The organism is Streptomyces sp. NPDC096079 (assembly GCF_040303145.1).
Lineage (GTDB): Bacteria > Actinomycetota > Actinomycetes > Streptomycetales > Streptomycetaceae > Streptomyces.
The window spans coordinates 17,737-30,039 of sequence record NZ_JBEOST010000027.1; the positions used below are offsets into that span (position 1 = coordinate 17,737).

General features: G+C 72.5%; 13 protein-coding genes. All 13 read right to left on the bottom strand.

Going from position 1 to position 12,303, the window contains the following annotated elements:
* Nucleotides 1-110: 110 nt before the first annotated feature.
* Nucleotides 111-374, bottom strand: coding sequence for a hypothetical protein (locus ABTY59_RS33585; RefSeq protein ID WP_352022901.1), 264 nt, complete (start codon nucleotides 372-374; stop codon nucleotides 111-113).
* 152 nt (nucleotides 375-526) lie between these two features.
* Complete coding sequence (locus ABTY59_RS33590; protein ID WP_352022902.1) at nucleotides 527-1,948, bottom strand: coiled-coil domain-containing protein; 1,422 nt, start codon at nucleotides 1,946-1,948, stop codon at nucleotides 527-529.
* Nucleotides 1,945-3,009 carry a hypothetical protein gene (locus tag ABTY59_RS33595; RefSeq protein ID WP_352022903.1) on the bottom strand — a complete coding sequence of 355 codons (1,065 nt, stop codon included), beginning with the start codon at nucleotides 3,007-3,009 and terminating at the stop codon, nucleotides 1,945-1,947. Before ABTY59_RS33595 ends, ABTY59_RS33590 begins: the two co-directional genes overlap by 4 nt.
* A gap of 408 nt (nucleotides 3,010-3,417) precedes the next feature.
* A complete protein-coding gene (locus tag ABTY59_RS33600; protein WP_352022904.1) occupies nucleotides 3,418-5,730 on the bottom strand; it encodes a zinc finger domain-containing protein in 2,313 nt (770 codons plus the stop codon).
* Between the two features lie 491 nt (nucleotides 5,731-6,221).
* Nucleotides 6,222-6,494, bottom strand: coding sequence for a hypothetical protein (locus ABTY59_RS33605; RefSeq protein WP_352022905.1), 273 nt, complete (start codon nucleotides 6,492-6,494; stop codon nucleotides 6,222-6,224).
* Between the two features lie 187 nt (nucleotides 6,495-6,681).
* Nucleotides 6,682-7,506 (bottom strand): hypothetical protein, encoded by an 825-nt coding sequence (locus ABTY59_RS33610; protein WP_352022906.1) that lies wholly within the window; start codon nucleotides 7,504-7,506, stop codon nucleotides 6,682-6,684.
* Between the two features lie 37 nt (nucleotides 7,507-7,543).
* Nucleotides 7,544-7,849: a hypothetical protein gene (locus ABTY59_RS33615; RefSeq protein ID WP_352022907.1), complete on the bottom strand. Its 306-nt coding sequence runs from the start codon at nucleotides 7,847-7,849 to the stop codon at nucleotides 7,544-7,546.
* A 57-nt stretch (nucleotides 7,850-7,906) separates the two neighbouring features.
* Entirely contained in the window at nucleotides 7,907-8,092 is a 186-nt protein-coding gene (locus tag ABTY59_RS33620; protein ID WP_352022908.1) for a hypothetical protein, read from the bottom strand.
* 3 nt (nucleotides 8,093-8,095) lie between these two features.
* Nucleotides 8,096-8,953, bottom strand: coding sequence for a hypothetical protein (locus tag ABTY59_RS33625; protein WP_352022909.1), 858 nt, complete (start codon nucleotides 8,951-8,953; stop codon nucleotides 8,096-8,098).
* Between the two features lie 4 nt (nucleotides 8,954-8,957).
* A complete protein-coding gene (locus tag ABTY59_RS33630) occupies nucleotides 8,958-9,233 on the bottom strand; it encodes a DUF6211 family protein (RefSeq protein ID WP_352022910.1) in 276 nt (91 codons plus the stop codon).
* A gap of 204 nt (nucleotides 9,234-9,437) precedes the next feature.
* Nucleotides 9,438-9,956, bottom strand: coding sequence for a DUF3560 domain-containing protein (locus ABTY59_RS33635; RefSeq protein ID WP_352022911.1), 519 nt, complete (start codon nucleotides 9,954-9,956; stop codon nucleotides 9,438-9,440).
* A gap of 152 nt (nucleotides 9,957-10,108) precedes the next feature.
* Nucleotides 10,109-11,395 (bottom strand): hypothetical protein, encoded by a 1,287-nt coding sequence (locus ABTY59_RS33640; RefSeq protein ID WP_352022912.1) that lies wholly within the window; start codon nucleotides 11,393-11,395, stop codon nucleotides 10,109-10,111.
* Between the two features lie 71 nt (nucleotides 11,396-11,466).
* Entirely contained in the window at nucleotides 11,467-12,159 is a 693-nt protein-coding gene (locus ABTY59_RS33645) for a hypothetical protein (protein WP_352022913.1), read from the bottom strand.
* Nucleotides 12,160-12,303: the final 144 nt, after the last annotated feature.

Below are 12,303 nucleotides of genomic sequence, written 5' to 3' on the forward strand. Positions count from 1 at the left end.
CGTGCAAAGTCCAGCCGGAGCGGTGTCGGTGCGGTAGACCGGTGCCCCGTGGAATGTGGCGATGGGCTGAGTCGGCAGATCGGGGGCGGCCACCGTGCGCGATTTCGTGATCACATTTCCTCGTCTCGGGCTGAGCGGGGACGGATGAGGGTCCTCAAGGCGTCGGAGAGCGATGCGTGCCGTCCGGGGCGGGTCTGGATCGCCCACGCCGGCACCTCGTCGTGCTGTATCCAGCTCACGGTGCCGAGCGGTATGGCGGCGGTGTAGACGACCCAAACGGGGTCGCTGCTGTCGCCGGGGCGGACGAGTTGGACCGGGACACCGTCGACGGTCTCGGCGAAGATGTCCGGCAGATCCTTCGGTGCATCGGTCATGTGTCATCTCCCTGCAAGAGGACTGCTAATCGCGGGCGGCCGCCGGGTCACCGCTGCTCTCCCTCGGCGTCCTCCGACAGGGGTACGACGGTCTGCCCGGGGATCGGCTCCGGCGTCTCCTCGGCCGGCTTCCTGCTGCGGCTAGGCTTCTTCTACTGCTGCTGCTCCTCGCGCAGCGTGGCGAGTTCTTCGCGGAGCTCGGCGGCGAGCCGTTCGTAGGTCTGCTGAGCGTCCGTGGCCCTCTGCTCGGCGGCAGCCTGGTCCCACTCGGCCTTCCGACGTTCTTCCCGTTCGGCGACGAGCGCGGCCCGCTCGGTGGTGAGCTCGGCGGCCAGTTCGTCCCGATGGCGCTCGGCCGTCTTGATGCGGTTCTCGGCGCGCTCCTCGGCTCGATCGGCACGGCTCTCCGCCTGCTGCTGCCTCTCCTCCGCCCTCTCGGCTCGCTTCTCCGCCTCGACCCGCTGCCGGCTGTGCTCGACCGATCGGGCTTCGGCCTCCTGGTACTGGTGCTTGACGTCCTGCAACTGCCTCATAACGCTGGCGTATCCGGCCGTGAGCTCGTCCTTTTCCGCCTCGGCGCGGGCCTGGGCGGCGGCAGCGGTTTCGGCGCGGGCGAGCGCTGCGGCGGCCTCGCGGCGGGCCTCGTCCCGTGCGCGCTCCGCCTCCTGGCGTGCGTTCTCCGCTTCCTGGCGCGCGCGCTCGGCGGCCTCGGCACGGGCTTCGGCGCGGATGCGTTCCTTTCCGGCTTCCTCGGCACGGGCCTGCGCGGCGGCAGCGTCCTGGCGGGCCTCGTCGCGCTGCGCGGTGGCGGTGTCCCGTTCCGCGGCCGCTTCGGCGGCGAGCTGGTCCGCCTCGTCGGCTCGGGCGACGGCGGCAGCGCGCGCCTCCTCGGCTAGCTGCTGGGCGGCCTCCGCGTCACGGGCACGGCTGTCGGCGAGCTGCTGGGCGGCGGCGGCGGCGCGCGCCTTCTGCTCGGCGACTTCTCGGGCGTCGTCGGCGGCTTCGCGCGCGGCGCGGTCGCGCTCGGCGGCGGCCTCGGCGGCCTCCCGGTCGGCGGCGGCCTGATGGGCCTCCGCGCGAGCGGCGGACGCGTCGGCCTGGGCCTCCACGGTGGCCTGGTTCGCGCGGGCTACGTCTTGTTGGTTGGCGGCGCGGGCGGCAGCCAACCGGGCCTCGATCCCTTCGGGAGAGTTGATCTTTTTCAGCTCAAGCCGTGTGTCTGCCGCGACCTGTTCGAGCCGGGTCACCAGCTCGTCCATGCGGAGCACCTGGCCCGGCAGCCCGGGCGCGTTGCGCTCGCGGGCACGGGCGGCCTTGCGCTCGGCCTGGCAGTCCTTGTCGCAGTATTCCGGCGGCCGGCCGGCTCCGGTCGCCTTGGCCCTCGGGATGAGCTTGCCGCAGTTCGCGCACGGCTCCGGCCAGTACCCGTAAGGCGCTTCCTCGTCCCTGCCTGCCTCCTCGTCCGTCTCCACGGCGGTGGCCTCCCTGCTGTGGGGTACCTCGATGCCAATGGCGGCGAGCCGGTCCGACAGGTGCCCCAACGGGTCGTCGGGCTGGTCATCGTTGATGGTCACAGGCGGTGTGCCTTCCTGCTGGTGCTGGTGCGCGGGTGCGGTCCGTCCGGCGGCGCGGAGCTCCGCCGGACACGTCCGAGGGGACGGCGGCGGGCCTCAAAGCGCAGGGGGCCACGGGTGCTGATGCTGCCGTACGAGGAACGGCGGCGGGCAATCCGCGGGTTCCTCCTCGGCATCCTGGCCCCTGTGCTCCAGGTGACGGGGGCGGCGCCGGTCTGCCGGGCGAGCGGCTGCTCGGCGAGCTCGGCCCGGGCCTCGATCCTGGCCGCTGTCGCCTCGTGGGTGAGCGGCTCGTGGGTGAGCGGCTCGACGGCAGCCAGGCGCTCGCGCGGCGCGTTGCTCTCCGGCCCCGCCAGGGAGAGGAGTTCGGCCACGGTGCCGGGCGTCTCGTCGGCGAGCTGGGTGTCAGGCTCGATCACGACGGGCTCGACGTTCAGCACCGCCGTGCCCATGACGGCCTCTACCTCGTCCTCGGGTGCGTCCCACGGGTCGACCGGGGCGGTGGTCCACACCTCCGCCGCGACAGCGGCGGCCTGGTCCCACAAGGGCCGCGTCCTGTCGCGTCCGCCCTCGCCGGCCGGAGGGGTCATCATGTAAGTCACGAGGTGGCGCAGCACGTCCGTGCGGAACTCCCGGGCGCGTACCCGCAGGGTCGTGGGGTCTTCGTACTCCAGGTGCCCGGAGAGCGCCGCGAGGAGCGACCGGCGCCACTGCCCGAAGGCGCGGGCCGCGCGTGTGGCGGCGGCTTCGAGACCGGCCAGGACTCGGGGGAGGGCCGCCAGGTAGCGGGCGACGGCACGTTCGGGGCCCCAGACCGTCAGGCGCCTCTCGTCCAGCTGCCCGAACGGTGTGCCGTCCGCCATCTCCTTGTACGGGGTCCAGTTCGGCGTCAGGCGCCACGGAGTGCGGTACTCGACGCCGTAGAAGCGGGTCAACTCGTTGGCGGCAGCCCGGTGTTCAAGGGCGCGACGCCTCTCGCTCGCACCGAAGGACAGTTCGGTGCTGAGCCGGCCGGGGCTCCCGGCGTACGGGGTGGACACATCAACGTAGGTGCGAGACATCCGAGTTGACCCCTTTCGCATCGTCATACGCCATGCTAGCAAATCTTGGATTACTGTTTCTAGTATTCCAGAAATTAAGCGTTAGCTGTCGGCCGCTAATTCGGGCGGGTGTGCGCCGACTTCTCGTCGGCCGGTCCTGCGGGCCTGCGGCCCGCGTCATCGGCGGCAGTACCGCCGGCCTCTCGTCGTCCCCAAGGTTTTCCAGAGTCGGCGAAGATCGCTCGACGTTTCGCGTGTGCACGCGAATTCCCTGGGGGAGGGGTGGGCCCCGACTCGGCGGGGGCCCGGTGCCGACGGGAGGGTCGCTCTCCGGCGGCTCGGCGAGTGCTCATCGGGGCCTGTGGCCTTCGGTGGGGTGCTCGTCGTTGGCGGTGACTCTATCGGCTGGGGCCGGGGGCTGCCACTACGTCACCCTTGCGTGTGTCGTGGCTCGGCGGGTCGCTCCGCGCTGTTCTGCTGGGCGGCGTGTCGGCGGGCGGCGTGCCAGCGAGCGGCGGGGCGGAGCGCGCCGAAGCGGCGGGCCTCGGTTCCGCCCTTGGTGCAGCGCTCGCCGGGCTGGGCGCCGCAGTGCGGGCAGTGGTGGCGAGAGGCGATCACCGCGCGGCGGCCGGCAGGGCGGGCGGGCTGCTCGGTGGCGCCGGTGGCGCTGAGGTGGGGCAGGTCGATCAGCTGGCCAGTTCGGGCGAGCTGCTGGGCGTGGTCGAGCATTCCGACCGCGCCGATGCGTTGGGCCTCGATGCGGCGGGCGCGGGCGTGGTCAGGCTGGCCGTTGGGCTTGCGGGGGTAGGCGCGGCCGCGGGGGTCCATGCCGGGGATGACGGTCTGGTCGGCGGCGGCCCGGCGCGGGCGCTGGGCGTAGGGCAGGGACCGGTGGGCCTCCTCGGCGGCCCACCACTCGTGGGCCTCCTGCTTGACCCGGTAGGTGACCGCCAGGGCGGCGAGCCGTCCGGCGCTGCCGGTGTGCCGCGCGGCCTCGTGCTGCGGCCGGTCGGTGGCCTGGTAGGTGGTCTCTCCGCGCCGGCTGGGGCCCGTGGTGACCAGCTGGAGCCCCGTCAGGCGGTGGAGGTGACGGAGCGTCGTACGGCGGCCGTAGCCGGTCTCTGCCATAACCTCGGCCAGTGACCACCGCCCCTGACCCTGCCGGACCGCCCACAGCGTCCGCGCAGCATGGTGCCCCAAGTCGTGCCACACGTCCGCCTGCTGGTGCGTCAGCACCGCGCGCAGGTAGGCAGGCGACCCGGGGGAGAGAAGAGTAGAGGGGGGCGGGGGGGCGGGCGTTCCACTTCTGTCAGACCCACGGTGAACTGGTGAAACGTCACCGGTGGCCTGGTAGACGGCGCACCGGTGGTGCTGGTGGTCGCGGCACTCGTGGCCGGTCGCCAGGGTCACCCGACGGGCCTTCCCGGCCCTGCGCTCGGCCTCGGCGGTGATGATCAGCCATCCGTCCCACGCGAGCCGCTGAATCGCCAGCGAGGCAGTTTGGCCGGTGTATCCGGCCAGTACGCCGACGCGGTGCACGTTGGCGGCCACGTCCAGGCTGCCGGACAGCGTCATCAGCCACGCCACCGCCGCGAGGACGGCCGCGTCCGCCGGGCCGGACTTCCTCGACCACCGGTCCTCTCCGGCGGCCCGCATCCGGGCGAACAGGTCCGTGACGGCCTGCTGGACCTCGTCGGTCTCGGCGGGCCGGCCGTCGTCCTCCGGACGGCGCGGCAAGCGGGCCGCGTCCTCGACGGCGAGGAACCACGTCCGCTCCCACAGCCGTTTGGTCTCCTCGGCGCTGCGTGGGCGGCGAGTGCCGTCCACCTGGCGCTCGCTGCGCAGGTACTCCAGGGCGGGTGACGACTCCGGATCGCGGACCACCGCCAGGCCCTCAGCCTGTGTCCACCCCGCCAGCGCCATCGACTTGGCAGGGGAGTGCTTGGCGGCCGAGTGGTCGTCCTGCCGCGCGGGCGCGCGGCGCAGACCCCCGAGGGCCTTCGCGCCGAGCGGGCGCCACGGGGCGTCGAGCTTCGGGGAGCCGTCCGCGTCCTCGACCACCCGGCGCACGCGCGGGCCCCGGGCGAGGATCGACGGCGGCACCGCACGGCCCCCGTGGCCGGTGACCCGCGCCGCCGTGGTGGTCGCCGTGACTGTGTCGGCCGGCTCCCTCGCGGTGGTCTCGGCGGCCTCGGTGGCGGGCAGGGCGGCGGTCATCGTCTCCAGGCGGACGGCCAGACGCTCGAACGCGGACGCGGGGGCGGACGCGGGCCCCAGCAGGTTGACGGCCTCCTCAACGGTGTGCGCCGCAAGGGTGCTGTAACCGCCGTTACGGTGGGCCGCTCCGGGTGGCCTGACCAGCGCATCCGTGGGGTTGCTGAGCGGCGAGGGGTCCTGCGTCAGCGGGCACAGCCGGCGGGCAGCGGCGTTGATGCGTTGCACCACCGGGAACGGGACGCCCTCGGCGCACCCCAGCCACAGATGCATACCGCCCGCCGGGCCGGACGCGACGGGCACCACGGGGATGTCCTCGGCCTGGGCGGCCTCGGTCAACAACGCGGCGTCGGCGGTCACCTGGGCGGCCGACGCGCGCTTGGTGTCCAGGTCAAGCACAACGGCCCAGAACCGCGAGGGCGCGGCCTTACGGCGGCGTTCTCGGGACAGGTGCACCGCCACCGGCCGGTCGAAGTCCATGACCGAGATGGGCACGTACCCCTTGTTCCGGCCTTCCTCGGTGTGCACCGGGTAAGAGTTCAGCCACGCGCCCGGCGCTCCGGCCGCCGCTCGTACGGTCCTGTCCCAGTACAGCGCGGTCAGGAAGTAGGTCAGCGTCCGGTGAGCATGCGCCCGCGGCTTCTGGGCGCGAGGGGTGAACGCCCCCTCGAACACAGGGGCGTAGGTGTCGGATGCGGAGGCGGAGGCGGACCAAACCGGGTGATTTTGTCGATAAAACGCCAATGACACACCGGGCTGAGGCAAAAAAGTACCGCCACCGCGGCTCTGCGCTACGATGGCGGCAGCTCCTCGGTGCTAGGGGACGCACGAAACCCCGCCAGCGGCCTAGGAAACCGCCGACGCTGTTCGTGCTCGTCTGGAGATCGGGAGTCTCAGCGTCTGGTCGCCACAACCGTTGTTGGCTGAGACCCCGAAGGCCCTGGCGCCGCATTCCCGGTTAGGAAGTCCGGGTAGTTGGCGAGAGCCCAATTCAGTTGTCGGATCAGGTGTTGGCCCTTCTAGCTGGCCTCCTTGAGTGCTACCGACTGCGGCCACCCCACCGGAACGTTCGTCTCCGGATCGATGTCCATCAACTCGATCATCCGGTTCAGGAAACCGGCCACGGACATGTCCACGGCCTCACAGATGGCCAGCAGCTTCATGGCTTCTTCGGGGTCGAAGTTGGACCCAGGCCGGTACTGCGCCCCGCTGTCGGGGTTGTACGAAGCAGGGCGGAACCGTGTTCCCTTCTTCGGTCCCAGACGTCGCAGTTCTTTCATGATGCTGATCATGCCAGACTCACAGCCAATCTTGCTGCAAGTTCTGATGCAACGGTGTGGCGCGTGAGAGTGAAAACGCTTCTTTGCCTCCGTGGCTGACGGTCAGCCAGCAATCGGGCAGGCTCACGTGTCGCGACTCGGCCATGCCCGGGGCGAGCCGCCGGCGCCCTCACTCAGGCCACGCGTCCGGAGCGACGCGTCAATCCGCTCGATCGCGGGGTCCGTCAGGGGTCTCCTCGGGGGTGAAGTCCTCGCGGCAGACTCCGCAGATGATCGGGCCGTCCTCCAGGGACTTGGGGGTGATCTGGAGTCGGCGGGGCTGGTCGCACCCGCACGCGACGGCGAACCGCTTCCCGCCTCGGCGCTTCTTCTTGGGCTTGTCCTCGTCGCCTCCGGCGGGGCCGTCGTTGTTGCCCTCCTCCTGGTCGTCATCGCCGCCCACGGGCGCGTCCCACATGGCGCCGAGGTAGGGCAGTCCGGCCGCGTCCAGTTCGGCAATGACGTCGGCGTACCTGGCGGCGGTCTCGTCGGTGATCGTGCAGAACGACCACCCGTGAGTCTTGACCGGGCTGGCGGGCTTCTTGAGTCCGAGCTCTTCGACGATCTTGACGAAACGCTGGTTGTGATAGCGGTTCCCGTCGCCCGACGTGTCCTTGATCTTCCGGGTGTGGGCGACTCCGTGCCCGGCCTCGTGCAAGAGGACTTCCATCACAGCGCGGCCGCCCTTGGCGATGAGCTCACCCGCGATGAACAGTTCACTCGCGCGGCGGCGGATGCCTTCCTCAGGGAGGGCCCAGAGCTCGGGACCGAAGTGGCCCCACCGCTGACCGCCGAGCTGTCGGCTGGTACCGGTGATCATAACGACCTCGGGGATGTCGGGGTGATGGGCCTTCATGGCAGCCCATGCCGACTCAAGAGCCGCGATGATGCGGCCACCGTGCCCCGGGTCGGCGTCCTGGGTCTGCTCACCGGGGGCCTCACTGCCAGCCTGAGCGGGGATATCGACGGTGATGGTCTCGGCCACCTGTTCTCTCCACTACTTGTGCGTTTGTCCAGTTGGGTCAGCGACCGAGCTCGCGCAATCCTGTGTCGAGCGGCCCGTACGGGTTGGCGGCACGGGCCGCGTTAAGTGCCAGCAGGCCCGCATCGCTCGCATCGGTGGCGACGCCGAAGAGGATGCGGGGGTACGGGGCATTAAGGACCGAGGGGTGGGCGTCGTTCGCGTGCTGCGCTACGGCTTCCAGGACAATGCGCGGTTCAGTGTCGATGCGGTGCGCGGGGCCGATGTACGGGCACAGCCTGCACGCGGGCACGACCACCGGCCCGGCGGCCGGATCGAGAGGCCCATTGAGGTTCGAGATGATCACCCCCGTTCCAACGAGCCATCAGTCAGGGATGGGAGCACCCGGAGGGTTCCCTCTTGGTCAGCTGGCCTGCTTCTTCCAATCTTCTGGCCAGTCGGTGGGCGGGACGGGGGAGAGACCACTGAACTCGCGTACGGCCTCGTCGGTGCCACAGACGGCGCAGATGGAGATCGTCCGCTCGGTGGTCATGCGCGAGCGGGCAGGGGTGTCGCCGAGCGGGCCGCTGCAGCGGGGGCATGGGGTCATGGGTCAGTCCTCGGGGTGTTCTTGGGCGGTGATGACGATGTTGCGCCAGGTGCTGCGGGATGCCGGCTGGTCGGAGCGCTGGTGGAGCCGCTCGATGAGTTCGCTCTGGCTGGCGTCGGGGTGCTGGCGGATGACCTCGCGGGCGAGGGTGAGGCGGGGGTCGCCGTAGTACATGTAGGGCTGCTGGTTGGTGCTGCCGGCGCGGCGGCGGCGTACCGGCTGGGCGGCGGCGATCTCCCCGCGGTTCTGGGTGTAGGTGATGGCGTCGCCCCTGCGCCACTTGGGGCGCTTGCGCCCGACGGGGTCGCCCCAGGTGTGGGGGGCGGGGAAGCCGGGCGGGGGTGCGAGCGCGGCCTTGGCGGTCCAGCTGTGGTCGCGGTGGCCGAGCAGGCGCCCGAATTCCGCGGAGCCGATGAGCTCGTCGGGGTCGCCGGCGGCGGCCTGCTGGTCGACGGTGGAGGTGACGGGGTATGCGCGGGTGGTGCGCTGCTGCTCGTACCAGCGGCCCCACTCCTCGGTGTCCCAGCGCATCACGCCGCCGATCCGGACCGGGGCGGGGTGGCCGTTCGTCTCACGGTCGCGCCACAGGGCGGCGAGCTTGGACCGGCTCAGGCCGTGGTCCTGGCCGAGCTCGTCGCGGGTACGCAGCCGGGGATCCACCTCGGGGTTGAGCCGTTTGCGGTCCCACTCGGTCCACGCCTCGGCGTCCCAGTACTGGGTGTTCCCGATGCGGTCGACGACGTCGGGGTGCCCGTTCTCGGCGCGGGCGGCCCACCAGCGTTCGAGTGCGCTCATCGCGTACCCGTACTGCTGGTGGATGTCGGCGCGGGACAGGACGGGGCGTCCGTCGATGGTGATCACGGGGTTACTCCTCGGGATGGGTCAGGCTCCAGGATCGCGTGGAATCCGGGCTGAACCGCAGAACGGTGGCGATGTCGGCGACGGTGGCGGCGGCGGCCCAGTCCCAGTAGTCGGGGTGCTGCTCCTGGTGGGTCAGCTCCCAGACTCCGGGGGTGGGGCCGAAGTCGGCGACGGTGAGGGGGACCTCGGGGGCGATGCCGAATGCGTTGCCGGGCCGCAGATAGACCACGTCGTAGGGCTGCGGCTGGTCGGGGGCGGTGCTGCGGGTGTCGTCTACCATGGTGGTGGTTCCTCGTCCTTGTGAAGGGGATCCTTGGTCTTGTGAAGGGCCAACCGGGCCCGGTGCCGCTGCCCATGTGCACCGGGCCCTCTTTGTGCCCTCGTCCGGGCCGGCCGCGGTGAGTCGGCCGGCTCCGGGGAGACCCGTCGGGGTCTGCTGCGGGGGCGCGGGCGTCTGCGCCGCGCGCCCCGGTCGTGGGGTGGGTCAGTCGAGCGTGGCGGGGTCGGTGACGCGGGCGTCGCCGCGGTGGCGGGCGAGGATCCGGTCGTACTCGCGGCGGGGGTCGTCGTATCCGCCGCCGGGGCCCTCCAGGGTGAGCGTCGCGCTGTTCACGCGCTTGACCCGGTACAGGTCGACGGAGGTGCGGAAGGTGCGGACCTCGACGATGTCGCCGGGCCGGAAGTCGCCCGGCTGCCAGGGGCGGCCGCGCTGGGCGGCGACCTCGGCGAGCTCCATCACGGCCCGGGCCTCGTTGGCGCGGGTCTGGGCGCTGGTGGCGGCGGCGCGGGCCTCGATCGCGCGGCGGGTGGCGGAGTCGGCGCGGTCTCGCTGGCGGAGTGCTCCGCGGGCCGAGTGGTGGCCGAGGAGGATCGGCTGTCCGCCGGCGAACCGGTCGTACATCCCGGAGGCGGACGCGGCTCGGCGGTCGGCCTCGGCGGTGAGGGCGTCGGCTCGCTCCTGGGCGTGCCGGGCTGTGGTGCGGGCGGTGTGGATGTCGGTCACGGGTTCTTCCTTGGTGTGAAGGGGCGCCGGACGGGTGGAATCCGGCGCGTCGGGCGCCTGACAGGGGGCTGCCACCCCTCCCAGATACTTCTATTTAACCACGTACGGTGGGGGTGTGTCGACGTCTCGTTCCGGTTCGGGGGGGTCCGTCGTCAGGTGAGCGGGTGTCCGGCGAGGACGTCGAGGAGTGGGCGGCCTTGGGGCTGGGGGCGTGGGGGCCGGGCCGGTACGCGGGGGACGGGCAGGACGTATGCCGGGACGGGCCACAGGGTGAGCTGGTCGGCGGGCCGGGGTGTCTGGATGTCGAGGGGGCGCTGGTAGCGGGTGCGGCGGCCGTAGTCGACGGGGGCGGCCGGCGGCGGGGGGTGGACGACTCCGGGTGCGGTGATGATGCCGCCGGGGTCAGGGGGCCGGGGAACGACGAACGCGGTGGGGGCGGGCAGGCCTTGGGCGGCGGCGTCTTCGGTCTGGCGGGCGGCGCTCTCCTCGGCGAGGCGCACGCGGTCGCGGTGGTGGGCGGCGAGCCCGATCCAGACCTCGTCGGCGTCGCGGTCGGCGGCCCGGTGGGCGGGGTAGGAGTCGGCGTCGTCGGGCAGGCGCCCGGCGAGCAGGGGGCCCGCCTCGCCGGCGGCCGCGGTCTGCATCCGCATCGTCCAACGCCGGGTCCAGGCGGGGAGGTAGTGCCGTTTCCAGGCGGTGCGCAGGGCGGGGCGCTCGCGCTCCTGGTGGTCGCCCTCGGGGCGGCGGCGCAGCCAGGAGGTGTAGGCGCGGGCCGCGTTGGCGCAGCTGCTCTCGGCGGCGTTGATCGTCCAGGGCAGGGCGGCGGCCAGGGCCCGGATGTGGGCCTCGTCGCCGTGGATCTGCAGGGAGAGCCGGTCGGCCCATGGGCCGCTGCGGCTCATGCCGGGGCTGGGCTGGCAGCCGTAGGCGCGGGCGAGATGGATGACCATCTCGCGGCGGGCCTTGCCGAGACGGGAGGCGGCGGACGGCTCGATGTCCAGGCGGCCGAAGCGGGCGCCGGTCTCGGCGGACCGGTAGAGGTGGGCGCTAGCGATTCGGACGGCTCGCCGGCGGGGGGCCGGGGCGTGGTGGTGGCCGGGGGCGGGCATGCCGGGCAGGGGGGCGGCGAGGGCGGTGGGGTAGGCGCCGGTGTGAGCCCGCTGGTATGCGGTGATCAGGGGGAGCACGTCGTGGCGGGTGGACTTGCCGGGGCGGCGGACGCCGTGGCGGCGCCAGTGCGCGGCGAGGGGTTCGGCGTGCTCGTCGCAGGTGTCCTCGGTGTGCACGGCGTACAGGTCGGGGGTGGTGGTGGCGTAGGCGATGACGCGGCGGGTGGCGGTGCGGTGGCACCGGCGGGCGGGGACGGGCAGGCGGCATCCGGCGTCACGGTCGGAGCTGGCGTGGGCGCCGCAGGTGGCGGGGAGGTCGTAGAGGCTCACGAGGATTCCCGGAGTCGGGGCGGGGGTCCCGGACCGATCGGCCCGGGAACGGCTGGCGGTCTGGGGCGGTGTCAGGCGAACGTGTCGAGCGCTGCGCGCAGGTGCTCGCGCCGGTGGTTGCGGACGGCGTACCGGACGGGGGCTCTGTCCCCGGCGATGGTCGTGACCCAGTCGCAGGTGCACCACGCCTTGGTGATCCATCCCCCGGTCCGCTCCAGTCTGCGGTGGTCGGTGTAGTCGGCGGAGCCGGAGACGATCGAGATCTGGTGCCGGTGGTGGGTCATGGCGATCAGTCCGGCGCAGGACACCGTGACCTGCGGCGGGCCGGTGGGGACATCGGTGACGGACAGCCACCCGCGGGTCAGGAGCCGGGTGGTGGCAGCGGGCGGGACCGCGAGGATTCCGGCGTCGACGCGGCCGTCGGCCGTGAGGACCGCGACGGTGCGGCCGCGGGGGGCCTGGACGATGCACAGGTCGTCGTACTGGCGGGGCGTCGGCTTCGGGGTGTGCAGCGGGTCCAGGAACGTGGTCCTGGTGGCCGTGACGGGGGTGGGGTCGGTCGCGCTGCGTGGGCCGGTGACCGTCCGGATGAGGGCGATGCGCCCGGTCAGGCCCGGGTCGGCGACCACTTCGTCCTGGTCGAACAGGTGGGAGGCGAGGAGGGCGTCCGCTTCCGGGGCGGTGCGGTGCCGGGCGGTGATGGTGCCGTCGTAGTGGTGGTGGGAGACGCGGTAGGCGGGGAGGCGGGTGACCTGCGCGGACAACGGGTTCTCCTGGCGGGAAGTCGGGTGACGGCCTGAGGGTGTTCGGGTGGGGGTGCCGCCGGGCCCGTGGCCCGGTCGCTCGGCAACGGCGGGGCACCACGGCCGGCGCCCGCCGCCGGGCGGACCGGCCGCCTGCGGCCGGGC

What these genes read in the sequence shown, in the direction of transcription:
- ABTY59_RS33595 (WP_352022903.1), bottom strand. Translation starts at nt 3,009, where the DNA reads ATGTCTCGCACCTACGTTGATGTGTCCACCCCGTACGCCGGGAGCCCC.
- ABTY59_RS33620 (WP_352022908.1), bottom strand. Translation starts at nt 8,092, where the DNA reads ATGACCCCATGCCCCCGCTGCAGCGGCCCGCTCGGCGACACCCCTGCC.
- ABTY59_RS33605 (WP_352022905.1), bottom strand. Translation starts at nt 6,494, where the DNA reads ATGATCAGCATCATGAAAGAACTGCGACGTCTGGGACCGAAGAAGGGA.
- ABTY59_RS33630 (WP_352022910.1), bottom strand. Translation starts at nt 9,233, where the DNA reads ATGGTAGACGACACCCGCAGCACCGCCCCCGACCAGCCGCAGCCCTAC.
- ABTY59_RS33585 (WP_352022901.1), bottom strand. Translation starts at nt 374, where the DNA reads ATGACCGATGCACCGAAGGATCTGCCGGACATCTTCGCCGAGACCGTC.